We start from the raw sequence: 24,829 nt of genomic DNA, 5'->3' as shown, positions 1-24,829 counted from the left end.
ATTGATACCTGGATTAGATCAATGTTCGAACTGACGCAACTGCGCTGTTTCACCACCGTGGCCACCGAACTGAACTTCCGCCGGGCTGCCGAACGGTTGAACATGACCCAACCACCTCTGAGTCGCCAGATTCAACTGTTGGAACATCACCTGGGCGTCGAGTTGTTCACCCGCAGCACACGCAGCGTCGCCTTGACCGCCGCCGGCCGCGCCTTTTTTATCGAGGCACAGAACCTGCTGGAGCGCGCTCAGCAAGCCGCCGTAACCGCTCGGCGCTTCGCCGAAGGGGACATAGGTACGGTCAATATCAGCTTCGTCGGTAGCGCAGTTTACGAGTTCCTGCCCAAGGTCATCGCGGAAGCGCGGCTCAAACAGCCTCACGTCAAAATCGATCTGTCGGAGATGAACACCTACCAGCAACACGAAGCCCTTCGCGCCCGCCGGATCGATCTGGGCATCGTTCGCGCACCGTTGCTCGAGCCAGGCTATGCCACCGAATGCCTGGTGCGTGAACCTTTCGTATTGGCCGTCCCCCACAACCATCGACTGGCCAGCGCCAACACCGTGTCCGTCAAAGATCTGGACGCTCAACCCTTCCTCATGTACTCCCATGCGGCGTACCCGCCGTTCAACGAACTGCTGACCGGCATGCTCCGCTCGGCCCGCGTCGCCCCGGAATATGTGCAGTGGCTCGGCTCGTCCCTGACTATCCTGGCCCTGGTCAACGCCGGAATGGGCCTGGCCCTGGTACCTCGCTGCGCCACCAGTGTTGTGTTCAAGAACGTGGTGTTTCGCGATATCGATCTGGGCGAAGGCGTACAGAGTGAACTGCATTTGATCTGGCGTGAGAACAACGACAACCCGGCGTTTGCGATGTTGCTGGAGGGCATTCGTAAGGCTGTGAGGGATGGCTGGGGGTTGTGAGGAACCCCGCAGTTACCCGGCGATCGTCGCAATGACACTTTCATTTCATGATCGCTCCTCTTGTATGATGCCCCGCTTTCAAGCGTGAGCCACAGGCCAAGACTCGCCAAACCCGGGCCCGCAGTCGTCGAGGATTTTTCATGAATAGGCTTTACCGGACCTCCCGCCAGGGAGTGGCCGCCCCGCGGTTCGCGCTCAATCCTCTGAACCTGGGCTTGGGCCTGCTGCTGTCCAGCGCCGTGCCTTCGGCCTGGGCCACCGCAACCGAACTGCCAGCGGTGACCGTCACCGGCGAAGACACCTCCGGTTATCAGGCCGACAGCGCTTCGGTCGGTGGTTTCGAGGCGGCGCCATTGCTCGATACGCCGGCCTCGATTTCGGTGGTCAACGAGGCGATGATCAAGGATCAGCAGGCCCGCCTGCTCAGCGAAGTACTGCGCAACGACGCCTCGGTGGGTGAAAGCTACGCGCCGGTCGGCTACTACGAAAACTTCGTCGTGCGTGGCTTCTCCCTCAACTCCGCCAGCAGCTACAAGATCAACGGCCGCACCATCACTGGCGAGCAGAATGTCGGGCTGGAGAACAAACAGCAGGTGGAGTTGCTCAAGGGCCTTTCCGGTTTGCAAAGCGGTGTCAGCGAGCCCGGCGGATTGGTCAACTACGTGACCAAGCGGCCTGGCGACGTGCGTTCGGTCACCGTCTCCACCGACGATCGCGGCAGTGGTTACCTGGCGACCGACATCGGTGGGTGGTTCGGCAGCGAGCAGCAGTTCGGCCTGCGCGCCAACCTGGCCCACGAAGACCTGCATTCCTACGTCGAACACACCAATGGCCAGCGCGATTTCGCCTCGCTGGCCTTCGACTGGAACATCAGCCCCAATGCGCTACTGCAACTGGACGCCGAGTACCAGACCAAAGAGCAGCGCTCAGCACCGGGTTATCAATTGCTCGGCGGTTCCAGCCTGCCGCACCACGCCTCGCCAAAGAAACTGTTGGCCCACCAGAGCGGTTCGAAACCGGTCACCACCGATGCGCTGAACCTCAACGGTAATTTCGAATACCGCTTCAGCGACCAGTGGAAAGGCAACCTCAGCGCCTCGCGCAGCCGGGTGGTGATCGATGACTACAGCTCGTTCGCCTGGGGCTGCTACGGCTCCGCCAGTTGCGCCGGCGCGGCGGTGCCGAACTATTTCAGCCCCGAGGGCAACTACGACATTTACGATTTCCGCAGCCCCGACGATACCCGCCGCAACGATGAAGTGCAGGCGGCCCTCAGCGGCCACTTCGAAACCGGTGGCCTGGGCCACGAACTCAGCGTCGGGACTAGCGCGTTCCGCCGCGTGGTGGACAAACGCGATGCCATCAATCAGATGATCGGCAGCGCCAACATCAACAGCGAACCGGCTGATTTTGCCCCTTACGATGGCCCGCTCAACGATTCCTACCGACGCCTGGACAGCCGTCAGTACGGGCTGTTCTTCAATGACCGGATCAGTTTCAACGAGCAATGGCAGGCGGTGCTTGGCGGGCGCGAAGTGCGCCTGGATGAAGAGACCTTCGACAGCCAGGGCGACACCACCCGGCACACCCAACGCTATGAGTTCCTGCCCCAGGCCGCGCTGATCTACAAGCCGGTGCAAAACCTGTCGCTGTACACCCGCTATAGCAAGGGCCTGTCCCTGGGTGGCGAAGCAGCGTGGTTTACCACCAATGCCTATGAAATTCTTGCGCCCACCGTATCGCGGCAAATCGAGGCAGGGATCAAATACGACTGGCAGCGCATCAGTCTGGCCGCGGCGCTGTTCCAGATTCGCCAGGCCGACCAGTACTCGCGACCGAATGATGACGGTACGTTCACGTTCACCCAACAGGGCGAACAGAAAAACACCGGGCTGGAGCTCTCGGCCAATGGCTGGGCCAGCCAGCGCCTGCAGATCGCCGCCAGTGTCGCGGCGATTCGCGCGCGGGTCACCGACAGCGGCACGCCAGCTTATGAAGGTCACCAGGCGATCAACGTTCCGACCCTGCGCGCCAACCTCTATGGCGACTATGCCCTGCCCTGGTTCGATGGCCTGGCGCTGCTCGGCGGAGTGCAGTACAGCGCCAGCAAGTACGCCAACCGCCAGGGTGAAGTGCAGACCGGTGCCTATGCCATCTTCAACATCGGCAGCCGCTACAGCACTCGCATCGACGGTTACGGCACCGTGTTCCGCCTGACCGTGGACAACCTGTTCGACAAACGCTACTGGCGCGACGCCGGTGAATACATGGGCGATGGCTACCTGTTCCAGGGCGCCCCACTGACCGCCCGGCTGAGCGCCACGATCAACTTTTAGCGTCGGGCCAACTCATGCCGGATGCATTGCTCGTAATACGTTTGCTTGATAGCAGCAGGCTTGAGGCGCGAGAGACTGTTATAGGTTTGTTCGGTAATCCCCATGGCCGTCATGCGCATCCACGGCCGGGGGAATTTTCGCGTTTGCAGTTTCTTGCGTGCCCCGTAAAGCGTGAAACCGGAAAGCTTCGCCGCTTGCGCGTCTGCGGCTATGTCCGAGCCCCAGCTGCAGACGAAACGACTGTTCTTGCTCAGGTCCTTTGCCTGAGCCTCAAGCGAGAGCATCAGGGCAAACGTCACAGCCATCCATACCAAAGTCCGCATATCGCCAATGCCTAACCTTCTGAAAAGAAAGCAAGTTTGACAACGAAACAGAAATCGGTGGGCCAGCAGTTCGCCTCATTCTCATCTGTTTTTTTGGTCTCGATCGGCATAGCAGAATCTCCTTGACGGTGTCCGAAACTTTTTTGAGCTTTAACTGAGCCTTGCAGTCTCTAGTTTGAGAGCGTCGTGGTTATCGACAGGTCATTTGCGGCGAGCGCGCGGTCAGCCGGTGGAGGCTATCGATGTCAGATCTTGAGCATGTCATTCAGCCCTTTGATGCCAGGTTGGTGATGATCGGCTCTGGCTGTATCGGAAAAGGCGTACTCCCGCTGCTGTTGCGCCATCTTGAACTTGAACCGCAGCGACTGTTGATCCTCAGTCCCGATGAAGATGGACGTTTACTCGCACAGGAATTTGGCGTCGCCCACCAAGCCGAGCAACTGGATCAGAACAATTACGAAGCGGTGCTGGACCCTCTGTTGAGCGCCGGCGATTTTCTGCTCAACCTCTCGGTGGGGGTTTCGAGCCTGTCCCTGATTCAGTTCGCCCAGCGTAAAGGCGTGTTGTATCTGGACACCTGTATCGAGCCGTGGGAAGGCGGTTATACCGACCCCGACAAATCCCTGTCCGAAAGATCCAACTATGCATTGAGGGAAGCGGCACTTCGGCTTCGGGGCGAAAGTGCGCAGGGTCTGTCCACCGCCATGTTGACCCACGGTGCCAATCCGGGGCTGGCGTCCCACCTGGTCAAACAGGCACTGGTTAACCTCGCTGAGGATTTGGGTGACACAACGCCCCTGCCCGCTACTCGCGAAGAATGGGCGCAACTGGCCAGCCGACTGAATATCCGCTGCATCCACATTGCCGAACGCGATTCGCAGTATTCATCGCAACACAAAATTGCCGATGAGTTCGTCAACACCTGGTCCGTGGACGGTTTCATCAGTGAAGGCAGCCAACCGGCGGAGTTGGGTTGGGGCAGCCATGAGAAAGCGCTTCCCGAGGATGGCTATTACCACGCCTTCGGGTGCCAGGCCGGGATCTATCTGCAACGTCCTGGTGCTTCGACGCAGGTTCGAACCTGGACGCCCTCGACGGGGCCAACCCATGGGCTGCTCGTGACCCACAACGAAGCCCTGTCGATTGCCGACTACCTGACCCTTGGCCAGGGAAGGCAGCCGACTTACCGGCCGACGGTCCACTACGCTTATCGGCCCTGTGACGATGCCTTGCTCTCGGTGCATGAACTCGCCGAGCGCAACTGGAAACCCCAGAGCGGCCAGCGCCTGCTCGATGACGAAATCACCGGCGGCAGCGACGAACTCGGCGTGCTGCTGATGGGGCATGCCAGCAACAGCTATTGGTATGGCTCGCGCTTATCGATCCAGCAAGCCCGGACACTCTGCCCCCATAACAGCGCCACCAGCCTGCAAGTGACGGCGGGTGTGCTGGCTGGTGTGATCTGGGCTATTCGCAATCCGCAACGCGGTATTGTCGAACCGGATGAATTGCCCTTCAGGGAGATTCTGCAGATATGCATGCCTTACCTGGGCAAGGTAGAAGGCATTTATTCCGACTGGACGCCGCTTACCGGACGTCACTCACTGATGCCCGAGCAGACCGATGAATCCGATCCGTGGCAATTCGTGAACGTCAGGATCACTTGAAAGCCTGACATGGTTTGCTCCACGCCAGGCAACGGCTCAAATACCGGAACCGTTCTGAAATGAGTCGCCCGAACCGGACTCTCGTTGCCAGGCCCGGTGCAGAAGATCGATGACCTCTTCGTCAGATGTCTGCGAAAAATCCGTGTACCAATGCCCGATCGAGATCATCCAGTCGGGGATGAGCGGGCAAATCAGTTCGTCCACTTCATCACGCAGCGCCTCTGCCGTCTCAGCCGGTGCCACCGGCACGGCAACGACGATGCGCGATGGCGCTTGCAGGCGCACGGCCTGTATCGCGGCCATCATCGTGGCACCTGTCGCCAGGCCATCATCAATCAGAATCACCACCTGATCCTTGAGCGCCACAGGTGCACGTGATGCCCGGTATAGCTGTTCGCGACGCAACAACTCCTGCGTTTCCTTTGCAACCACGGCATCGAGCGTGCGTTGATCAATACCGTTAGCCCGCAGCGCATCCTCGTTGACGATTTGTATGCCGCCACTGGCAATTGCGCCCATGGCGAACTCCTGGTGCGTCGGTACTCCCAACTTGCGCACCAGCATCAGCTCCAGACGAACCTCCAGGGCCGTGGCGACTTCATAGGCCACCGGAACGCCGCCACGGGGTAAGGCGAGAACGATGACATCGGCTCTTTTAGCGTATTTGAGCAACGGCTCCACCAGGCCTCGGCCGGCATCAACCCGGTCATGCAAGATGGTTTGCAATGAAGGACTAGTCATTTGAAAACCTCCCTGGGGCGGGATCCCCAAAAACGGGCGTTCGTTTGACGGCGGCCATCATTCCGATTGGGGCGCCCGCCCCTAGACCGCCAGAATGCTGCAAGGCACCTGGTACAGGATATGTTCCGTCGTGCTGCCAAGCAGCCGCTCCAGGCCACGGTATTGAGCCCTGCCCATCACGATCACATCCACTTGATGCACGTGGGTGAATTCGCTCAGTACCGAGACAGGTTGCCCCATGATGAAATGTCGACACTCAGGGGGGACACCGAACCGAGCGGCCAGCTTGAGAAAAGCTTTTTCCAGGTCGTTGCGCAACTCCTTGGTCAGCTCCGAGAGCGTCAGATCGCCGCCCAGATCCGCCAGAAAAGCTGCCGAAATGTCACAGGCATACAGCATATGCAACTCGGCATTGCACTGCAGCGCAAGACCCGACGCCTGCAAGATGATCCGGTCATTGAGTTCACTGTTCGAAGGCTCGGTGTCTGACACGTCAACCGCGGCTACCACCTTCTGCGGCAAGGCATGGCATTCACTCCCCACCAGATAAACCGGGACCGGACAATGGCGCAACAAACGCCAATCCAGCGGCGTGAAGAACGCGCGCTTGAGCACGGGTTCATGCTGCACTTGCTTGATCAACAGATCGGGTTGCATTTGCGTGACGTGGTCAAGAATGTCCTGACGCATGTTGTCGGCCCATGCGACTTCGGTTGTCACCTCGATCCCCCGGCCTCGCATCTTTTCCGCTTGTTCATCGAGCCAGTCGCGGTGCTCCTGCAGGTAGGTCGCCCGAGCCATTTTGCGGTCGCCTTCTTCGAGCAGCGACAGAATATCCAACGAGGGGATCAGGCCGGCAATGTGCAAACTCGCCCCGCTGGCCTTGGCCAGGGCAGCGCCATGGTTTATCGCAGGAGAATGGCGCAGCAGCGGGTTGATGATCAGTAATAACCGTTGATACTGGCTCATGGGCAGACTCCAGACAGGTTGATTCTCGACGCCGGCTCGAGAATCCAGCATCAGGCCCAGATTCGTCCCTTAAAGCCTCTTAAGCGTTGATTTATATCAACTCCCTTGAATGAGGCATTGAAAGGGCCACTTGAGAAGAATAGTTCACAACGCTGCTGTGCATCTCATGCCAGACTCATCCGCGATGGCCGTTCGCCTGAAAATCGGCAATCTGCTGCCACATCGCGATCGGATTGGAATACATGGGGAAATGCCCGCACTGCGCAATCGACGCCAGCCGCACGCCTTGGGCCTGGATATGCGGCAGATAGGACAATGAAGCGTTCTGCTCGCCGTACATGAACATGCGCGGGCATGGCAGGCCGAGGAACTTGCCCATCAAGTCGGCGTTGTCGGAAAGATCGACCATCGACTCGAAGATCCCGCGTACCGCTCCGGCACGAACCTTGTGCCGCAAGCTTGCGGAATAAAGCGCGCTGGCATAAGCCGGGGCGTGTCGGGCGCGTTCGATGAAGGCGGCGAAAAACACCTCGGGATCGTCCGCCGGGTAATCGACGATCTGCCGGCTGAGGAAACAATCCTCCGGGGCGATGTTGCCCTCGATGTCGACGAAGCTGAGCACCCGATCCGGGCATTGATGAGCCAGCATCAGTGCGGTCAGTCCGCCCATGGAATGGCCGACCAGATGAAAGCGTTCGATACCGAAATGCTCCAGCATCTGCAAGGCGGTCTTCAGCAGAAAAGGGATGGAAATCCGCGAAAGGTCGCCGCACTGGCTTTCCCCGCAACCCGGTGCGTCATACGCGACGAAAGGATGACCGGCGAAGGCGGCCTGCTGCACGATGTCGGCGTAGTCTTCCTTGGTCGAGCCAAACCCATGCAGGAACACAATCGGCGCCAGGACACCGTCGCGGTGAAGGGTGGCGATGTTCAGCCGGACGCCCTCCACCGTCAGAGGAATGTGCGCTTGAGTGAAGGTTTCAGGTTTGGACACGTGATGGATTCCTTGAGCGAAAAGGTGACCGCCGGGCTGCAAATGCTGTTCACTGTGGCGAGCGAGCTTGCTCGCGCCGGGCTGCGTAGCGGCCCCGGAAATCTGACAAACATTGCCTGTTTTTTGTGAGTGCTGCGCACTCAAGCGGGAGCAAGCTCCCTCGCCACAGCAGGCCGTCAATTTCGCGGGGATCGGGCCTTCTGTAAATTCCTCATTCAGGAATACCGTGATAGGTCAAACCTATCAAACGTTCTTTCGGAGCCGGGCGACCACCTCCTCCACCAGCGGATTGGGCCGATCGGCGTTCCAGGCCACCGCTGTCGTCACCACATTGAGCGGCTGGCTCAGCGGTCGCAACACCACATTATCGGGGGCCAGTTTTTTCAGCGACGCCGGCACCAGGGCGATGCCTTGTCCACAACTGACGAAAGCGATTTGCGACGCGACGGAGCGCACTTCATGCAGCACGCGCGGGGAAAAACCGCTGGCACGGCAGGTTGCGATCAGATTGTCGAAGTACACCGGGCTGACCTTTCGGGAAAACATCACCAGGGGCTCGGTGGCCAGGCTCGACAGGCTGATGCGCTTGCGCGAAGCCAATGGGTGATCGCTGGGCAAAGCCACGACCAGGCGATCCTCGGTCAGTGGCAGCGACTTGATCGAGGCGCCCAGGTCGCCGTCCAGACGGGCGAAGGCCAGGTCGATGTCCCCGGCTTCCAGCGCAGGCACGGCTTCGACGCTGTCGATCTCCCGCACGGACACGGTGAGGTGCGGGTAATCGACCTTCAGCTGCTCGATCAACCCGGGCAACACATCGAACATCGCCGTGGAAATCGCGCCGACAGTCAACATCCCCGACTGCCCCGCCACTGCCTCCTCCACGGCCAGTTCCAGGCGCTCCAGTTGCTCGGCGAACTTGCGCACCGCCGGCAGGATCGCGGCGCCTACCGGGGTCAGTTTCGCTCCCCGCCGCGAGCGGTCGAACAGCTTGACCTTGAGCGCCTGCTCCAGCACCTGAATCTGCTCGCTTAACGGTGGCTGGGACATTCCCAGGCGTTTGGCGGCGCGGCCGAAATTCTGTTCTTCGGCAACGGCCAGGAACAACCAGAGGTGACGAATCAAGCGGAAATTGATCATGGTTAATCCATAGGTTTAACGTATGCAATGCTTCTGTGATTAGTAATATACCTATCAAATAGCCTCGCCGACACTGGGCGCCTCCGTCACCACTGGGGCTTTCCCATGATCAATAAAAGTTTGCTGGATCGCTTGGCGGCGCTGGATACCAACACGGTCTCCGATGCGCTCGACTTCCTCGGCCTGCCGGGCGCCACCGTGGGGCTACGCCCGCTGTGGAACTGCCCGAAGATCGTCGGCCGCGCCAGTACCGTCTTGCTGGCGCCCAAATCCGACACCCTACCGACCGTGCACCTGATTACCCCGGTGGTGGAACACATCAACAGCGACGATCGTGTGCTGGTGATCGCCGGCGGTATCGAAGGGATTTCCTGCTGGGGCGACATCCTCGCCAACGCGGCGGCCGGCAAGCACGTACGCGGCACGGTGATCGACGGTTTCAGCCGCGACATCGACGGCAGCGAAGCGATTGGTTACCCGGTTTATGGCCGTGGGGTCACCATGATCAGTGCGCGCAACCGGGTGGTGCAGATCGATGCCGCGGTGACGATCAAGGTGGCCGGTGTCGACGTCAGCGAGGATGACTATGTCATTGCCGATACCTGCGGAACCGTATTCGTCCCACAAACCCATATCGAAAAGGTCATCGATCTTGGCGAACGCATCGCCCGCCGTCAGGACGGCATGGTCGAGGCCGTGCGCAGCGGTCGCTCGGTGGCCGAGGTGATGCACGACACCCAGTTCGAAGCGATCCGCGTGGAGCACGTCTGATGAATCTTGAAGATCAAACCCTGGTCGCCTTGTTTGAAGGCCTCGACACTCCGGGCGTCTCCGATGCCCTGGACAAGCTCGGCCTGCCCGGTCAATGCCTCGACGTGGCGCCGCTGGACAATTACGCCAAGGTCATCGTCGGACCGGCGTTCACCGTGCAGTACGTCTCGGCCAGTGTTCCGCCGGGCACGGTGGGTGATTTCATCGAAGACGTCGCACCCGGCGACGTGGTGGTGATCGACAACGGCGGCCGTACCGACTGCACCGTTTGGGGCGACATCATGACCCAGTACGCCGGCATCCGACAGATCGCCGCCACGGTCATCGACGGGGTGTGCCGCGATGTGAACAAGGCGCTGGGTGATGGCTACCCGATCTTCAGCAAAGGTCGCTTCATGCGCACCGGCAAAGACCGCGTGCAAGTGCAGTCGGTCAACCAGCCGGTGTCCATCGGCACGACACGGGTCTGCTCCCGTGACATCGTGGTCGCCGATGCCAACGGCGTGGTGATCGTGCCTCGCGCCCGAGCCGCTGAAGTGGCGGCGTGTGCCCGTCAGATCGAATCGGTCGAAGCCGACATTCGCGCCCTGATCGCTCAAGGCAAAACCCTCAAAGAAGCCCGTGCTGCATTGGGTTACCACAACCTGCAGAGGAAAGCCTGATGACCACGCTCCCCTTCCCCCCGGATTTTCGCGCGCGGGCAAAAGTACTGGGCACCTCGACGCTGTATGAAGCGTCCCATCTGCCCTGCGCGGTTGACAGTGCGATCCGCCCGATCTGGGACGGCGCCTTTATCGCCGCCCCCGCCTACCCGCTGGAATGTTCGCCGGGCGATAACCTGGCCCTGCATCTGGCGATGGAACGCGTGCCCCGTGGCAGCGTACTGGTCGTGGGCACGGGTGGCTTCATCGCCGGTTACTGGGGCGAGGTGCTCACCGTGGCGGCCGAAGCGGCGGGCGTGGTCGGTTTGGTAATCGATGGCGGCGTACGCGATATCGCCGCCTTGAAGAAACGCCAGTTCCCGGTATTTGCCCGTGGCATTTCGGTCAAAGGCACGGTCAAGGCCAGCGCCCCCTCAGTGGGACAACCGTTCAATTTCAATGGTGCTTTCGTGGCACAGGGCGACCTGGTGGTGGCTGACGACGACGGCGTGATCATCATCCCCAAGGCCGATGCAGCACGTACCCTCGCCGAAGGCGAAGCGCGCGCGAACAAGGAAGCGCAGATGATGCAGGCGCTGACCGAAGGCCGCTCGACCCTGGAACTGATGAACCTGACAGACTGGAGAACCCGGGCATGAGCATCGACATTCAGCGCCTCAACCAGCGCCTGGCCAGCGCACAGCCCTCGGCGACTTATCGGATCATGGATCGAGTGGCGGAACGCCGGGCACAAGGGGCGAAGATCATTTCGCTGTGTGCCGGCGAGCCCGATTTCGATACCCCCAAACATGTGCGTGAAGCGGCCATTCACGCCATCGAGCATGGCCACACCCGCTACACCCAGGTGGCCGGTGTGCGCTCGTTGCGAGAAGCGGTGGCGGCCAAGTTCCGGCGCGAAAATGGTCTGAACGTGAGCTGGCAAGACACGCTGGTTTGCAACGGTGGCAAACAGGTGATCTACAACGCCCTGGCCGCCACCCTCAACGAGGGCGACCAAGTCATCGTGCCGGCTCCGTACTGGGTCAGTTACCCGGAGATGGTGCAACTGTGCGGCGGTGAAGCGCGGATCGTCACCTGCGACGCCGATACCGGTTTCAAGCTGACGCCTGCGGCACTGGCCGCCGCGATCACCCCGCAGACCCGTTGGTTGATTCTCAACTCACCGTCCAATCCGACCGGTGCGGTGTACAGCGAGGTGGAACTTCGAGCCCTGGCGGCTGTGTTGCTGGATCATCCCCACGTGCTGATTCTGGCCGATGACATCTATGAACACCTGATCTTCGACGATCAAGCGTTCTACACCCTGGCCCAGGTGGAGCCACGACTGGCGCCGCGAACCCTGACCATGAACGGTGTCTCCAAGGCCTACGCCATGACCGGCTGGCGCATCGGTTTTGCCACCGGGCCGCGCTGGTTGCTGGAGGCCATGGAAAAACTGCAGGGCCAGCAGACCTCGGGCGCGAGCTCGGTTTCGCAGCAAGCCGCACTCGCCGCGCTGGAGGGGCCGAAAGACTTCATCCGCGAAAGCCGTGTCGCTTTCCAGGGCCGGCGCGATTTGATGGTGGCGCTGCTGAACGACACGCCGGGGCTGGAATGCGTGAGCCCGGCGGGCGCGTTCTACGCGTTCGCCTCTTGTGCAGGGCTGATCGGCCGAACCTCGCCCGCTGGTCGAGTGCTGCACACCGACGAAGATGTCGCCCACGCGCTGCTCGACGAAGCGGATGTGGCCGTGGTGCATGGCAGTGCATTTGGTCTTGGCCCCTACATTCGCATTGCCTATGCCCTGGACGACGCTTCATTGCGCCAGGCCTGCGAGGCGATTCGGGCGTTCTGTACAGCGTTGCGTTAAACCTGAGGGAGCGGGCCAGCGTTGATCACAACACTCCCGAACGACACTGAACGAGTGTGGGAGCGAGCCTGCTCGCGATAGCGGTGTATCAGGCGACATCAATGTTGACTGTGCCGCCGCCTTCGCGAGCAGGCTCGCTCCCACATTGAGCCAGCGTTGATCGCAACACTCCCGAACGACACTGAACGAATGTGCGGGCTTGCCCGCTCCCACAGGTTCCGTGGTTGGCTGACTGGCATTGGTCGATCGCCGGTTTTGTTTGTGACTCAAGAATGGGGCATCCAGTCCCAAGAACAAACAACTCCAACATGGCCCAAACAGCATGCATCCGCAAAGACTGATCCTGCACAACGAGTTGCACGCGCGCCCGTCTCTGTATTTCGATGAGCCCGCCCATGTGTTTCATCTGGCGTTTCTGGCGAATGACGGGCAGTGCGACACTTTGCTGAGTCGCTGCTGCCCCGGCCCGGTCGACCCGGAAGCGGCTCAGGGCATCACCGAGTTGGAGGGCCATGCCTTGAAGTGGGAACGGCACGCAGAGTTCCTGACGCTGACGCTGGTGGTGCCCTCCTCCAGTCAGGAACCATGCTGGAGCCCGCCACCCAGGGCCTTCATGGACCGGGTCGAGCCTTTCATGCAGCACGTGATCAACGCTGTGCAGATTGTGGTGCGCACCGATACGTCTTTTTCCGGCGATCTGTCCGTTTATGGATTCAAGGATCCCAGCGGCTCTTGCATCGGCGGTGGCGATGCGACGGTCTGGAGCGATTTTCGCCTGAGCGAGGATGGCACCAACCGTTTTCTCTTCGTGAACAAACGCCTGAATGCCTATCGCTTGGGACGGATGATCCGCCGCCTGCTGGAAATCGAAACCTACCGAATGATGGCTTCGCTTTCACTCATCACCGCGAAAGCCTTGAGCACTCAGCTCAACGTCTTCGACAAGACCCTGGTCAACCTTTCGGAACGTAACGCCGGCCCCGATACCGGAAATGCGAAAGCGTTGCTGACCGATATTGCCAACCTGTCGGCGCAAGTGGTCAGCAGTAACGCAAAAACCCGACACCGCTTCAGCGCCACCCAAGCCTATGCACAGCTGGTTTTCGAACGCCTGGGCGAACTGCGCGAAAGTCATGTGGGTGATTGCCAGCGACTGGGTATCTTCATCGAAAGGCGCTTCAAACCCACGGTCAGATACTGCGCCGTCACCGAACAACGCCTGGAGCAACTGGCCGAAAGCGTGGCCAACCTCGGGGACTTGTTGCAGGCCCGTGTGCAGGTCGAAATGGAAGAGCAGAACTCGGAAATCCTGAAGAGCCTGAATGCCCGCGCCGATACTCAAATCAAAATCCAGCGCGCCGTCGAAGGCTTGTCGATTATCGCCATCACCTATTATTTGTTGAGCCTGTTCAAGCTGTTCTACTCGGGACTGCACGTCATGGGTGCGGACATTTCCGCGAGAGACGCCCTGCTGGCCATGACTCCGCTCGCGCTCTGCGTCCTGCTGTTTATTTTGATCAGGATCAGGAAGGCCAAAGAGCATTGATACGCGGCACCAGAATCGACCGATTTCGAAGCTGACATCCGGGATGATCCGCTACGGATCCGGCTGGCTTGGCAGAGGGCTAGAACTGCGCCAATGGATCCATAAAATCGTTAACAAACAGAATCAGTTTGACAATCACCCTATAAATCAACATTAATGGATCCACTAAACAACAAAAACAGCCTTGGAGAATCTCCATGTACCCCAAGAACACCTGGTACGTCGCCTGTACACCCGATGAAATTGCCGACAAGCCGCTAGGCCGTCAGATCTGTGGTGAAAAGATGGTTTTTTACCGCGGGCATGAAGGCAAGGTGGCGGCTGTCGAAGACTTCTGCCCTCATCGCGGCGCACCGCTGTCTTTGGGCTATGTGGAAAACGGCAACCTGGTATGCGGCTATCACGGCCTGGTGATGGGCTGCGACGGCAAGACCGTGGAAATGCCCGGGCAACGGGTTCGCGGCTTTCCGTGCAACAAGACATTCGCCGTGGTCGAGCGTTATGGATTTGTCTGGGTCTGGCCCGGCGATCAGGCGTTGGCCGACCCGGCGCTGATCCATCATCTGGAATGGGCGGACAGCGATGAGTGGGCCTATGGCGGCGGCCTGTTCCACATCCAGTGCGACTATCGCCTGATGATCGACAACCTGATGGACCTGACTCACGAAACCTACGTTCACGCGTCCAGCATTGGCCAAAAGGAAATCGACGAAGCACCGCCGGTGACCACGGTCGACGGCGACGAGGTGGTGACCGCCCGGCACATGGAAAACATCATGGCCCCGCCTTTCTGGCGCATGGCCCTGCGCGGCAACAATCTGGCCGACGATGTGCCGGTGGACCGCTGGCAGATCTGCCGCTTCACCCCGCCCAGCCATGTGCTGATCGAAGTCGGCGTAGCCCATGCCGGCAAAGGTGGTTATCACGCCCCCCAACAGTTCAAGGCGTCGAGCATCGTCGTCGACTTCATCACGCCGCAAACCGAAACCTCTATCTGGTACTTCTGGGGCATGGCACGCAATTTCAACCCGCAGGATGAAGCCTTGACCGCGAGCATTCGCGAGGGTCAGGGCAAGATTTTCAGCGAGGACCTGGAGATGCTCGAGCGCCAGCAACAGAACCTGCTCAGCCATCCCCAGCGCAACTTGCTCAAGCTCAATATCGACGCCGGCGGTGTGCAGTCGCGTCGTATTCTGGAGCGCCTGATCGCCGAGGAACGAGCCCCGCAGGAGTCAATGGCATGATCGAAGTGCTGGTGGTATCCCGCAACAACGAAGCCCAGGACATCTGCAGCTACGAGCTGGCCAGTGTCGATGATCGACCGCTACCGACCTTCAGCGCCGGCGCGCATATCGATGTGCACCTGCCCGGCGGCTTGATCCGGCAATATTCCCTGTGCAACCACCCCGAAGAACACCATCGCTACCTGATTGGCGTGCTCAAGGATCCGACCTCTCGCGGTGGTTCACTGGCCATGCACGAGCAGATCCACCCCGGCACGCGGCTGTCTATCAGTGAGCCGCGCAACCTGTTTCCATTGGCACATGAGGCCCGGCGCAGCCTGCTCTTCGCCGGCGGTATCGGCATTACCCCGATCCTGTGCATGGCCGAGCGCCTGGCCCACAGCGGCGCGGATTTCGAACTGCACTACTGCGCCCGTTCGCGAGAGCGCGCAGCCTTTGTCGAACGCCTGCAACACTCGCCTTTTGCCCACCGGGTGTTCCTGCATTTCGATCAGGAACCCGACACCGCGCTGGACGCGGCCAAGGTCCTGGCCACACCTCAGAACGATGTGCATTTATATGTGTGTGGCCCCGGCGGTTTTATGCAGCATGTGCTGGACACGGCCAAGGCCAAAGGCTGGCAGGAGCAATGCCTGCATCGCGAGTACTTCGCCGCCACCCCCGTCGACACTGGCGCCGACGGCAGTTTCTCGATCAAGGTCGCCAGCAGCGGCCAGGTCTTCGAGGTGCCGGCCGACAAGAGCGTGGTGCAGGTGCTGCAAAACCAGGGCATCGAGATCGCCATTTCCTGCGAACAGGGCATCTGTGGCACCTGCCTGACTCGGGTGCTGGAGGGCGTGCCGGAACACCGTGACCTGTTCCTCACCGAGGATGAACAGGCCTGCAACGACCAATTCACCCCTTGCTGCTCGCGCTCGAAAACGCCGCTGCTGGTGCTGGATATCTGAAGGAATCGCGCCTATTCCGAGCGGAGAATGACCTTCATCCGCTCTTCAGCCGTCGCCGAGCCGAAGATCTCGGCGTAGCGCAGCGTGGCGTTGGCGTGCTCGCGCATGATCGCTTCGGCACGCGCGCCCTGGCGGTTGACCAAGGCATCGAACACCGAATGGTGTTGCATGTGGGCGTAGTTGAAGCGTCGGTATTCCCGGACCATGTCGTTACGGTCCACAGCCAGGGCTGTTACCGAAGCGAAGGGCAAGTGGTCGTTGCGCGCCAGTGCGTCGGCGATCGCCGGATTATGGCTGCCTTCGACAATCACCTCGTGAAAACGCATGTTGAGGTCGTGATAGACCTCCAGGTCCTCGATGGTCACAAACCCCTTGTCGAACAGCTGATCACCTTGCATCAGGCACTGTTCAAGGGTTGCCCGGGCCTCGTCCGATAGCCCGCGCTCGGCGGTCTGTCGCGCCGCCAGGCCTTCGAGCACACCCCGCACTTCAACTGCACCGGCAATGTCATCGGGGCTGACCGAACGCACCTGAAACCCGCGCCCGCCAAAGCGCACCAGCAAGCCTTCCTGCTCCAGCGTGCGGAACGCCATGCGCACCGGCATCCGCGAGACACCAAACAACTCTGCTGTGGGAATTTCCATCAAGCGCTCGCCAGCCGCCAGCTCGCCCGAGGCGATCATCTTGCGCAACGCGACCAGCACCGTTTGACCGGGCTTACTCATCCAGGCAACTTCCAGAAAGGTGGGTCTGCATAGTAACGCAAGACGGTGACGCAAGGATTGGGCTGACTGCAGCAAAGGCCTCGGGGTTCTGCTTCAGCCTTGAAACGCCGGGTTTTCGATCAGCAGAGCCATGCCCTGCCCGCCACCGACACACGCGGCGGCGATGCCATAGCGCAGATTGCCCTCGCGCAATTGCCTGGCCAGGGTCAGCACCAGGCGCAAACCCGTGGCGGCCAAGGGATGCCCCAAAGCAATCGAGCCGCCCCGCCGGTTGAGCCGATCACCGTCCAGTTCAAGCGCCTGGGCCACAGCCAATACCTGAGCGGCCTGGGCCTCATTGATTTCCAGCAAGCCGATGTCACCAAGGGCCAAACCGCTGCGTTGCAGAAGCAGCTGGATGGCTGGCGCAGGCCCTATCCCCATGAATTCCGGTGCCACGCCCACCGCGGCACTGGCCAGCAAATGGGCCAACGCCGGACGCCGGGCCGCAGACGCTCGCCCCACCAGCGCGGCGGCCGCGCCATCGACCACCGCGCAACTGTTGCCGGCCGTTTGCACACCGCCGGCATGCACCGCCCGCAACCGGCCCAAGGCGTCCAGATCGGTGGGTCGCGGATGACTGTCGCGAGTCACGCGGTCTACGCCCCGTGGCAACTGGATACTGCGTGGCTGATAGCCAGCCAGTTCAAAGCGCTCATTGCCGAGCGCCACCAGCTCCGGTTCAAACCAGCCATCGGCCTGGGCCTGTAGCGCGAGTTGATGGCTGTCGAGGGCGTAACGATCCACCTCTTCGCGGCTCAGGCCGTGCCGCCGGGCCAGGTTGTCGGCGGTGGTAATCATGTCTACACCCGGGGCCGGGTCGTAGAGGGCTTCCCAGAGAAAGTCCTTGAATTCCACGCCCGCACCGAGCCGGAAACCACCTCGGTGGGTGTAGGCGGCAATCGGGTTGCGCGACATGGATTCAGCCGCCACGCACAGGGCTAACTGCACGCCGTCATCCAGCTGCCTGGCGGCCTGCCGCAAGAGTTCGAAACCAGTGGCGCAGATGCGCTGCACACCCAGTGCCGGAGTCTCTTGCGGCACGCCACTATAAAGGCCGATATGCCGAGGCAGCAGGTAAGCATCGAAACTGGCCTGAGCCATGGAGCCGGCCAATACGCTATCGACCAAAGATGGATCGATAGCGGCGCGGGCCAGCACCTCGCGCCCGACCTTGATCCCCAGGTCGATCGGCGAAACCTGGGCCAAGGCCCCGCCGAGATCGACCCAAGGCGTGCGCAGCGCTTCGAAAATGGCCACATCGCCAAAGCTCGAATACTGCCCCACTCCACTCATGGCAGAGGTCCGGCACGCAAGATGGAAGGTTCTTCGCCGCGATACAGCGCCTCGACCTTGTCGGCGCGCCACTGCAACACCGCGCGCTGGTTGATCGAGCCCTTGTCGGTGATTTCACCGCGGTCGATGGAGGCGGGTTCGTCGAGCAGCGCGATCCATTCCAGGCGGCTGGCATTCCCGGTGGCGTCGCGGTTGAGCCGTTGCAGCCAATCGCCGAACCACTCTCGCACCGGCGCGCTGGCCAAGACTTCGGCATCGCTGGCGTGCGCACTCAAACCGGCCAGACGTCGGCATTCGTAAAGACGGGGAAAGACCAGTGCCCCCAGGCACTCACGGTCCGGCGCGGCCACCACCAGGTCCTGAACATAGGGCGAACCTTCGAGCACCGCGCGATTGCGCAACGGGCCGACGCTGACAAACACGCCGGAGCTCAGTTTGAAGTCCTCGGCGATGCGCCCGTCGAACATCAGCCCCAGTTGTGGATCGCGGGCGTCGGCCAGTTTCAATGCGTCGCCGGAACAGTAGAAACCCTGCTCGTCGAACACTTCGGCGGTCTGCTGCGGCGCGCGCCAGTAACCCGGCATGATGTGCGGCCCGCGAAAACGCCCCTCCAGCTTGCCGTCCACCGGCACCAGCCGCACTTCGCAACCGGGTGCCGGCAGGCCGATGTAGCCGGCCATGGACAATGGCCCGGTGGTGAACGTGCAGGACGGTGCCGCCTCAGTCATGCCGAGCCCGGCCATCATACGAATGCGTTCGCCACAATGCAGTTCGGCAACCCGGTCCAGGCGATCCCAAACGCGTTGGGACAAACCGGCGGCGGCGAAAAAGAACAGTTTCATGCGCGAGAAGAAACATTCACGCAACTCGCCGTCCTGCTCCAGCGCGTTGACCAGTTCTTCCCAGCCTTTGGGCACGGTGAGGTACGCGGTGGGCGATATTTCCTTGAGGTTGCGCAGTGTTTCAGCAAAACCCTGGACGGTCGGCTTGCCGTCGTCCAGATAAAAAGTGCCGCCGTTGTACAGCACGATCCCGACGTTGTGGCTGCCGCCGAAGGTGTGATTCCACGGCAGCCAATCCACCAGCACCGGAGGTTCTTCACCGAACACCGGGAAGGTCTGCAACAGCATCTGCTGGTTGGCGCAGAGCATGCGCTGGGTGGTGATCACTGCCTTGGGCAACTTGGTGGAGCCTGAGGTAAACAGGAACTTGGCGATGCTGTCCGGCCCGGTAGCCGCGAAAGCGCAATCGGCCTCGGCACTGCCGGGTTGTTCCAGCAGGCTGGTAAAGCTCGCCTGATTGCGGCCAGGAATTTGACCGCGCACGGTGATCAGCGGCGTTTCGGCCGGCAGCACCGCATTGATCGCCCGCTGATAGGCCGCGGCGTCGCTGACGAACACCAGGCCCGGTTGCAGCAGATTGCAGACATGCCGCAGCTTGGCGAAATCCTGGGACAACAGCGAATAGGCAGGAGAAACCGGGCAGTAAGGAATCCCGGCATACATCGCGCCCAAGGCAATCTGTAAATGCTCGATGTCGTTGCCCGAGAGGATCGCCAGCGGTCGCTCGGCCGAAAGCCCATAACTGAGCAGGCGTTGGGCAATGGCGCGGACGCTGGTCAGCATCTCGGCGTAACTCACGCGGCGCCAGTCGCCGCCGTTCTGGCGAGCAGCGATAAAGGTCTGTTGCGGGCGCACATGGGCCCAATGCACCAGGCGATCCAGCAAACGTGCAGGCAACTTGGCCAAGGGTTCCAGGGAGCGCATATGCAGGATGCCCTGCTCTTCGCTGACCTCGACCGCAGGATTGCCGATGGACACCTGGCGATAGCGCGGTGCGTTGGCTTCGATCTGGCGTGTCGATCTGAATTCGGAACTCACGTGCTTGCTCTCCATCAAGGCACGCCACCGGCTCGCAGAAATGCGTTCAACCGGGGCATGGCAGCCAGTGGCTGCAGCCTCTTTATTGTTATGTCTGCCTGCACACGGGCAACGATTGCTCTCAAGCGTTCGCTTGCCCGACGGTGCGGCGGATGCTCAGATCGGGTAGTGCCGCGGGCCGTTCTGCAAGGTCACCCAGCGTAACTGGGTGAAATGCTCGATGGACGCCTTGCCGCCAAAACTGCCATAGCCGCTGGACTTCACCCCGCCGAAGGGCATCTGCGCTTCGTCGTGCACGGTCGGACCGTTGATATGGCAAATGCCCGACTCGACCCGCTGAGCCAGGGCCAGAGCACGGCCAGTGTCGCGGCTGAAAATCGCCGCCGACAGACCGAACTCGGAATCGTTGGCCAGGCGCAGCAGTGCTTCATCGCCCTCGCCGCGCAACACCACCGCCACCGGGCCGAAGGACTCTTCACGGTACAGGCGCATGGCATCGGTGACGCCGTCGAGCAAGGTCGGCTGCAGAATACTGCCCGCAAGCTGGCCACCCGTGACCAAAGTTGCTCCCTTGTCGAGGGCATCGTCGATCAACAATTTGATGCGTTCACCGGCGCTGCTGTCCACCAGTGAACCGAGCACCGAACCTTCGGCGTTGGGGTTGCCGGCGGGCAAGGTGGCGATCTTCGCCGCGAGTTTGGCGACAAAGGCATCGGCCACTTTGGCATCGACGATCAGGCGCTCGGTGGACATGCAAATCTGCCCCTGATTAAAGAAGGCGCCAAAGGCTGCAGCCTCCACCGCTGCATCCAGGTCGGCATCCTCCAACACCAGGAACGGCGCCTTGCCTCCCAGTTCCAGCAACGCCGGTTTGAGATGACGCGCCGACAATTCACCGACGATGCGCCCGACATGAGTCGAGCCGGTGAAGTTGACCCGACGCACCGCCGGGTTGGCGATCAACCGCTCGACAATCGCCGCGGCATCCTGGGGCGCGTTGCTGATGACGTTGACCACGCCGTCACCGAGGCCTGCGTCCTGCAACACCTGGCCGATCAGCCGGTGCACCGCAGGGCTCAGTTCCGACGCCTTGAGCACCACGGTGTTGCCGCAGGCCAACGGCATGGCGATGGCGCGGGTGGCGAGGATCACCGGAGCGTTCCACGGCGCGATGCCCAGCACCACGCCGCAGGGTTGCCGCAAGGCCATGGCGAAGCTGCCGGGCACATCGGAGGGAATGACTTCGCCGGTGATCTGGGTGGTCATGCATGCCGCTTCACGCAGCATGTTCGACGCCAGGTGCACATTGAAACCGTACCAGTTGGCCATGGCGCCGGTCTCGCCGGCCGCCGCGATGAACTCCGCGCTGCGGGCCTGCAACTGTTCGGCCGCACGCAGCAACCGGGTGCGTCGTTCATTGGGGGCCAGGGCCGCCCAGGCGGGGAATGCCGCTTTGGCCGCGGCGACCGCAGCATCGGCATCTTCCAGAGTGGCGGCGGCAACCCGCGACACGACTTCGCCGGTCACCGGATTACGCCGTTCGAAGGTTCGTCCGTCTCGGGCGGAGCACGACTGGCCGCCGATCAGCAGGGGCACGTCCAGCATGGTGATTCCTCTTTATTGTCTTTATCGGGAATACGTTCGAGGGGCTCACAGTAGCGCCTGGGCGCCGGGGCGAACAGCTGGCAGACGCTCGATCGCCCGGCCAGCTCGCCCTGATTCAATACCGGGTTTCAGCGTTTGTAAGCCTGCAGACCGGGCTTGATGCTCTTGTCGTCGAGGAACTGCTTCATGCCCTGCTCGCGGCCACCTTCGGTGTCCAGCAGGCGCGACTGATCGAGCTTGGCGTAGAGGTAATCTTCGTTCTGCTCCCAGGTCAGTTCACGGCAACGCTTGAAGCCGTGCTTGGCCGCCCGCAGCACCACCGGGTTTTTCTCCAGCAGGTTACGCGCCAGCTCGATCGTCACTTCACGCAGTTGCGCCAGGGGTACGCTCTCGTTGACCAGGCCCATCTCGGCGGCTTTCTGCCCGCCAAAGGTTTTGCCGGTCATGATGTAGTACAGCGACTGGCGATGGCCCACGGTGTCGGCCATGGCCTTGCTCACCAGGTTGCCTGGCGGGATGCCCCAGTTGATTTCCGACAGGCCGAAGGTCGCTTCATCGGCGCAGATCGCCAAGTCGCAGGCCACCAACGGGCTGAAACCGCCACCGAAGCACCAACCGTTAACCATGGCGATGGTTGGCTTGGCATACATACGCAGCAGTTTCCATTGCCATTGAGAGGCTTCGCGACGAATTTTTTCCTGAAGGATTTCCGGGCCAGCGTCCACTTCGCGGAAGTATTCCTTGAGGTCCATGCCGGCGGTCCAGGCTTCGCCCGCACCGGTCAGCACCAGCACACCGGCGTCCGGATCCTGCTCCAGGGTTTCCAGAACGTCGATCATCTCGCGGTTCAATGTCGGGCTCATGGCGTTGCGTTTTTCCGGGCGATTGAGGATGACCCAGGCAATGCCTTCCTCGATTTCCACTTTGACCGTTGTCCAGCGACCTTCGTAATTGCTCATGGCGTTGCTCTCTTGTTCTTGGCTTGACGATGGGTAAAAACTAAACCGCAATATTAGTTATGTCAATTAACTATTAATGAAATTAACCGAATATTTTTTGTCCTAAAAACAAGCGCAACGCCCCAAGATCTGAAAGAGGTCATGGCTATCCCCGGCCAATCTCGGCAAACTAGATAGTCTTCTTAACCGCCAGCCTGAGGATTCACCCTGCAATGGCCAAGTCTTCCAAGATTGCCGCCGCCCCCGAGGCCCCTGCCGACAGCGCCGAAACCCAGGCGCCGCTGGATTCCGCCCTGGACGATCTGATCGGTTACGCCATGCGCCGGGCGCAGCTGAAACTGTTCCAGAACCTCATTGGCCGACTCTCGGCCCATGACTTGCGACCGGCGCAGTTCTCGGCCCTGGCGATCATCGACCAGAATCCCGGGCTGATGCAGGCCGATCTGGCCAAGGCTTTGACCATCGAGCCACCGCAAGTGGTGCCACTGCTGAACAAACTGGAAAGCCGGGCACTGGCGGTGCGGGTGCGCTGCAAACCGGACAAGCGCTCCTATGGGATTTTTCTCAGCAAGACCGGCGAGGCCTTGCTCAAGGAGCTGAAACTGATCGCGGCCGAGAGCGACCTGGATGCAACGTCCAACCTCGACAGCCAGGAACGCGAAGAGCTGCTCAGGTTGTTGAAAAAGGTCTACCAGGCCTGAAACGCCAACGCCGGCGCGTTCCTGAGGAACGGCCGGCTTCATGGCAGGTAAAATGACTTACCAGATCGGTACGGTGTAGAGCACCAGAAAGCGGGTCTGGTTTTCATCGCGAAACGCTGCGCCGGCGGGGAAATCATTGCGATAGATCGACTTGCGCGCCATCAGCCCGACGTTCTTCAGCGGACCACTCTGGATGACATACCCGAGTTCCATCTGGAATTCTCGCTCCTTACGGTCGTCGGCATTCAACGCCGTCAGCTCGATATGGTCACCGCGCACATAACGCAGCCGGCTCTTCAGCCCGGGCACCCCGGCGGCGGCAAAGTCATAGTCGTACATCGCCTGCCAGGTCCGCTCCTTGGCATTGAGGAAGTCCGAACTCATGGTCAGCTCACTCATGCCCATCAACTCGGTGCCCGACACATAAGGCGTCGCTGTATCTCCACTGGCATGCATATAACCCAGGCTCAGGCGATGACCGCCGAAGCGATAGCCGAACAGCGCCGACAGGTTGCGGTTGTCCACCTTGCCAGCCTTGGCGCTGCCATCTTCGTCGCTGAAGAAACTGCGCAGATCGGTGGTCAGCGTGCCCTCGCCCACCTGCAGATTGTGCAGCAAGGCCAGGGTGTTCTGCTGGTACAGGTCCGCCACTTCGGCGTGATAGGCACGCAGACTGAGGTCCTTGTTCACCTGATAATCGCCACCGACATAGGCCATGTGCGATGAAGTGGCCGCGCCGTTGAAACGCCGGTTCGGCGAGGCGATGCTCATCGGCTGGTAGTCCGTGGAATCACGCTTGTTGATGCGATCGATGTAGCCGGTGTTGAGGGTCAGCCCGTCGATGTCCTTTGAGCTTAGGGTGGTGCCGCGAAAAGTCTGCGGCAACAGCCGCGACGGGCTGGCGAAAGCGAACGGCAGGAAGATCGACACATCACCGGTCTTCACCGTGGTCTGGGCAAAGCGCATCTTGGCAGTCATGGCCAGGCGCGAATATTCGTCCGCCGCGCGCTTGTCGCTGCTGGACACCGGCAGCAACTCGGTGCCGCTGCGGTCCGGCGACGAGTCCAGCTTCACCCCCATCAGCCCGCGGGCATCCAGGCCGAAGCCGACAGTCCCCGGGGTAAAACCCGACTCCACATTCATGATGAAACCCTGAGCCCATTCCCTGGTCGCGGTTTTCGCCCCGTCATCCTTGTAGTCCCGATCCAGGTAGTAATTGCGCAAGGTCAAGGTGCCGTGGCTGTCGTCAATAAAGCCTTCGGCCAGCGCCGGGGTGGCAATCACACTCAAGCCCAACAGGACCAGGCAAGGTGCGCGAACAGGTAAGGCTGAAGTCGCCGCAAGGGCGTTCCAAGGGAGCGTTGGCATGTTCGATGTCCACTTATTGTTGTTGTTTTTTGAACGGGATCGCCAAGGTTGCCCCAGGGATCTCAGGCCAGAGAATGGAAAGAGCTGAGGGCGGCGTCAATCCATAATGACCGATAAACGAACATTAATATTATTATCTATTTTTC

22 protein-coding genes are annotated in these 24,829 nt (G+C 60.9%); 11 read left to right on the top strand and 11 right to left on the bottom strand.

All coding sequences use genetic code 11. The features are described from left to right. Positions 1 to 21: 21 nt before the first annotated feature. Both ACZ9IM_RS17830 and ACZ9IM_RS17825 read left to right on the top strand, forming a co-directional pair. Positions 22 to 924: a LysR family transcriptional regulator gene (locus ACZ9IM_RS17830; protein ID WP_476224599.1), complete on the top strand. Its 903-nt coding sequence runs from the start codon at positions 22 to 24 to the stop codon at positions 922 to 924. Positions 925 to 1,064: 140 nt separating this feature from the next. Beyond that, the gene (locus tag ACZ9IM_RS17825) at positions 1,065 to 3,260 is read left to right on the top strand and encodes a TonB-dependent siderophore receptor (protein WP_476224598.1); all 2,196 of its coding nucleotides are present in this window, start codon (positions 1,065 to 1,067) and stop codon (positions 3,258 to 3,260) included. On the opposite strand, the gene ACZ9IM_RS17820 is transcribed toward ACZ9IM_RS17825, so the two are convergent. Continuing rightward, entirely contained in the window at positions 3,257 to 3,583 is a 327-nt protein-coding gene (locus tag ACZ9IM_RS17820; protein WP_476224597.1) for a hypothetical protein, read from the bottom strand. The two genes, ACZ9IM_RS17825 and ACZ9IM_RS17820, sit on opposite strands and share 4 nt — an antisense overlap. A gap of 242 nt (positions 3,584 to 3,825) precedes the next feature. On the opposite strand from ACZ9IM_RS17820, the gene ACZ9IM_RS17815 reads away from it, so the two are divergent. Next, positions 3,826 to 5,250, top strand: coding sequence for a homospermidine synthase (locus ACZ9IM_RS17815; RefSeq protein ID WP_476224596.1), 1,425 nt, complete (start codon positions 3,826 to 3,828; stop codon positions 5,248 to 5,250). A 36-nt stretch (positions 5,251 to 5,286) separates the two neighbouring features. On the opposite strand, the gene ACZ9IM_RS17810 is transcribed toward ACZ9IM_RS17815, so the two are convergent. The 4 genes from ACZ9IM_RS17810 to ACZ9IM_RS17795 form a co-directional block, all read right to left on the bottom strand. Then, a complete protein-coding gene (locus tag ACZ9IM_RS17810; protein WP_476224594.1) occupies positions 5,287 to 5,991 on the bottom strand; it encodes a phosphoribosyltransferase in 705 nt (234 codons plus the stop codon). Between the two features lie 81 nt (positions 5,992 to 6,072). After that, a complete protein-coding gene (locus ACZ9IM_RS17805; protein WP_476224593.1) occupies positions 6,073 to 6,960 on the bottom strand; it encodes a universal stress protein in 888 nt (295 codons plus the stop codon). Between the two features lie 175 nt (positions 6,961 to 7,135). Then, positions 7,136 to 7,954, bottom strand: coding sequence for an alpha/beta fold hydrolase (locus ACZ9IM_RS17800; RefSeq protein ID WP_427625355.1), 819 nt, complete (start codon positions 7,952 to 7,954; stop codon positions 7,136 to 7,138). Between the two features lie 243 nt (positions 7,955 to 8,197). Continuing rightward, complete coding sequence (locus ACZ9IM_RS17795) at positions 8,198 to 9,091, bottom strand: LysR family transcriptional regulator (protein ID WP_476224592.1); 894 nt, start codon at positions 9,089 to 9,091, stop codon at positions 8,198 to 8,200. 105 nt (positions 9,092 to 9,196) lie between these two features. On the opposite strand from ACZ9IM_RS17795, the gene ACZ9IM_RS17790 reads away from it, so the two are divergent. From ACZ9IM_RS17790 to ACZ9IM_RS17760, 7 genes are all read left to right on the top strand, one after another. Further along, positions 9,197 to 9,862, top strand: coding sequence for an RraA family protein (locus ACZ9IM_RS17790; RefSeq protein ID WP_476224591.1), 666 nt, complete (start codon positions 9,197 to 9,199; stop codon positions 9,860 to 9,862). Then, entirely contained in the window at positions 9,862 to 10,524 is a 663-nt protein-coding gene (locus ACZ9IM_RS17785) for an RraA family protein (protein WP_476224590.1), read from the top strand. The genes ACZ9IM_RS17790 and ACZ9IM_RS17785 overlap by 1 nt, the downstream gene beginning before the upstream one ends. Further along, a complete protein-coding gene (locus ACZ9IM_RS17780; protein ID WP_401170858.1) occupies positions 10,524 to 11,162 on the top strand; it encodes an RraA family protein in 639 nt (212 codons plus the stop codon). The genes ACZ9IM_RS17785 and ACZ9IM_RS17780 overlap by 1 nt, the downstream gene beginning before the upstream one ends. Then, positions 11,159 to 12,373 (top strand): pyridoxal phosphate-dependent aminotransferase, encoded by a 1,215-nt coding sequence (locus ACZ9IM_RS17775; RefSeq protein WP_476224589.1) that lies wholly within the window; start codon positions 11,159 to 11,161, stop codon positions 12,371 to 12,373. Before ACZ9IM_RS17780 ends, ACZ9IM_RS17775 begins: the two co-directional genes overlap by 4 nt. A 322-nt stretch (positions 12,374 to 12,695) precedes the next feature. Further along, entirely contained in the window at positions 12,696 to 13,919 is a 1,224-nt protein-coding gene (locus ACZ9IM_RS17770) for a DUF3422 domain-containing protein (protein ID WP_476224588.1), read from the top strand. Positions 13,920 to 14,116: 197 nt separating this feature from the next. After that, positions 14,117 to 15,163 (top strand): Rieske 2Fe-2S domain-containing protein, encoded by a 1,047-nt coding sequence (locus ACZ9IM_RS17765; RefSeq protein ID WP_476224587.1) that lies wholly within the window; start codon positions 14,117 to 14,119, stop codon positions 15,161 to 15,163. Then, positions 15,160 to 16,110, top strand: a complete 951-nt coding sequence (locus tag ACZ9IM_RS17760; protein WP_476224586.1) for a PDR/VanB family oxidoreductase — start codon at positions 15,160 to 15,162, stop codon at positions 16,108 to 16,110. Before ACZ9IM_RS17765 ends, ACZ9IM_RS17760 begins: the two co-directional genes overlap by 4 nt. 11 nt (positions 16,111 to 16,121) lie before the next feature. Here ACZ9IM_RS17760 and ACZ9IM_RS17755 read toward each other — a convergent pair whose 3' ends face one another. From ACZ9IM_RS17755 to ACZ9IM_RS17735, 5 genes are all read right to left on the bottom strand, one after another. Beyond that, the gene (locus tag ACZ9IM_RS17755; RefSeq protein ID WP_007895809.1) at positions 16,122 to 16,835 is read right to left on the bottom strand and encodes a GntR family transcriptional regulator; all 714 of its coding nucleotides are present in this window, start codon (positions 16,833 to 16,835) and stop codon (positions 16,122 to 16,124) included. A gap of 93 nt (positions 16,836 to 16,928) precedes the next feature. Continuing rightward, complete coding sequence (locus ACZ9IM_RS17750; RefSeq protein WP_476224585.1) at positions 16,929 to 18,170, bottom strand: thiolase family protein; 1,242 nt, start codon at positions 18,168 to 18,170, stop codon at positions 16,929 to 16,931. Continuing rightward, the gene (locus ACZ9IM_RS17745; protein WP_476224584.1) at positions 18,167 to 20,050 is read right to left on the bottom strand and encodes a feruloyl-CoA synthase; all 1,884 of its coding nucleotides are present in this window, start codon (positions 20,048 to 20,050) and stop codon (positions 18,167 to 18,169) included. Before ACZ9IM_RS17745 ends, ACZ9IM_RS17750 begins: the two co-directional genes overlap by 4 nt. Positions 20,051 to 20,206: 156 nt before the next feature. Beyond that, positions 20,207 to 21,655, bottom strand: coding sequence for an aldehyde dehydrogenase (locus tag ACZ9IM_RS17740; protein ID WP_476224583.1), 1,449 nt, complete (start codon positions 21,653 to 21,655; stop codon positions 20,207 to 20,209). A gap of 128 nt (positions 21,656 to 21,783) precedes the next feature. Beyond that, positions 21,784 to 22,614 (bottom strand): p-hydroxycinnamoyl CoA hydratase/lyase, encoded by an 831-nt coding sequence (locus ACZ9IM_RS17735; RefSeq protein WP_007895816.1) that lies wholly within the window; start codon positions 22,612 to 22,614, stop codon positions 21,784 to 21,786. A 212-nt stretch (positions 22,615 to 22,826) separates the two neighbouring features. On the opposite strand from ACZ9IM_RS17735, the gene ACZ9IM_RS17730 reads away from it, so the two are divergent. Further along, positions 22,827 to 23,315 (top strand): MarR family winged helix-turn-helix transcriptional regulator, encoded by a 489-nt coding sequence (locus tag ACZ9IM_RS17730; protein ID WP_007895817.1) that lies wholly within the window; start codon positions 22,827 to 22,829, stop codon positions 23,313 to 23,315. A 57-nt stretch (positions 23,316 to 23,372) separates the two neighbouring features. On the opposite strand, the gene ACZ9IM_RS17725 is transcribed toward ACZ9IM_RS17730, so the two are convergent. Continuing rightward, positions 23,373 to 24,683: an OprD family porin gene (locus tag ACZ9IM_RS17725; protein ID WP_476224582.1), complete on the bottom strand. Its 1,311-nt coding sequence runs from the start codon at positions 24,681 to 24,683 to the stop codon at positions 23,373 to 23,375. Positions 24,684 to 24,829 lie beyond the last annotated feature (146 nt).

Source organism: Pseudomonas sp. TE12508 (assembly GCF_056279485.1).
This window is presented reverse-complemented; position numbering and strand designations above follow the sequence as displayed.

Coding starts and splice junctions, on each gene's coding strand:
- ACZ9IM_RS17735 (WP_007895816.1), bottom strand. CDS start 22,614: ATGAGCAATTACGAAGGTCGCTGGACAACGGTCAAAGTGGAAATCGAG.
- ACZ9IM_RS17815 (WP_476224596.1), top strand. CDS start 3,826: ATGTCAGATCTTGAGCATGTCATTCAGCCCTTTGATGCCAGGTTGGTG.
- ACZ9IM_RS17785 (WP_476224590.1), top strand. CDS start 9,862: ATGAATCTTGAAGATCAAACCCTGGTCGCCTTGTTTGAAGGCCTCGAC.
- ACZ9IM_RS17760 (WP_476224586.1), top strand. CDS start 15,160: ATGATCGAAGTGCTGGTGGTATCCCGCAACAACGAAGCCCAGGACATC.
- ACZ9IM_RS17755 (WP_007895809.1), bottom strand. CDS start 16,835: ATGAGTAAGCCCGGTCAAACGGTGCTGGTCGCGTTGCGCAAGATGATC.
- ACZ9IM_RS17730 (WP_007895817.1), top strand. CDS start 22,827: ATGGCCAAGTCTTCCAAGATTGCCGCCGCCCCCGAGGCCCCTGCCGAC.
- ACZ9IM_RS17810 (WP_476224594.1), bottom strand. CDS start 5,991: ATGACTAGTCCTTCATTGCAAACCATCTTGCATGACCGGGTTGATGCC.
- ACZ9IM_RS17725 (WP_476224582.1), bottom strand. CDS start 24,683: ATGCCAACGCTCCCTTGGAACGCCCTTGCGGCGACTTCAGCCTTACCT.
- ACZ9IM_RS17805 (WP_476224593.1), bottom strand. CDS start 6,960: ATGAGCCAGTATCAACGGTTATTACTGATCATCAACCCGCTGCTGCGC.
- ACZ9IM_RS17790 (WP_476224591.1), top strand. CDS start 9,197: ATGATCAATAAAAGTTTGCTGGATCGCTTGGCGGCGCTGGATACCAAC.
- ACZ9IM_RS17750 (WP_476224585.1), bottom strand. CDS start 18,170: ATGAGTGGAGTGGGGCAGTATTCGAGCTTTGGCGATGTGGCCATTTTC.
- ACZ9IM_RS17775 (WP_476224589.1), top strand. CDS start 11,159: ATGAGCATCGACATTCAGCGCCTCAACCAGCGCCTGGCCAGCGCACAG.
- ACZ9IM_RS17740 (WP_476224583.1), bottom strand. CDS start 21,655: ATGCTGGACGTGCCCCTGCTGATCGGCGGCCAGTCGTGCTCCGCCCGA.
- ACZ9IM_RS17820 (WP_476224597.1), bottom strand. CDS start 3,583: ATGCGGACTTTGGTATGGATGGCTGTGACGTTTGCCCTGATGCTCTCG.
- ACZ9IM_RS17830 (WP_476224599.1), top strand. CDS start 22: ATGTTCGAACTGACGCAACTGCGCTGTTTCACCACCGTGGCCACCGAA.
- ACZ9IM_RS17825 (WP_476224598.1), top strand. CDS start 1,065: ATGAATAGGCTTTACCGGACCTCCCGCCAGGGAGTGGCCGCCCCGCGG.
- ACZ9IM_RS17765 (WP_476224587.1), top strand. CDS start 14,117: ATGTACCCCAAGAACACCTGGTACGTCGCCTGTACACCCGATGAAATT.
- ACZ9IM_RS17780 (WP_401170858.1), top strand. CDS start 10,524: ATGACCACGCTCCCCTTCCCCCCGGATTTTCGCGCGCGGGCAAAAGTA.
- ACZ9IM_RS17770 (WP_476224588.1), top strand. CDS start 12,696: ATGCATCCGCAAAGACTGATCCTGCACAACGAGTTGCACGCGCGCCCG.
- ACZ9IM_RS17795 (WP_476224592.1), bottom strand. CDS start 9,091: ATGATCAATTTCCGCTTGATTCGTCACCTCTGGTTGTTCCTGGCCGTT.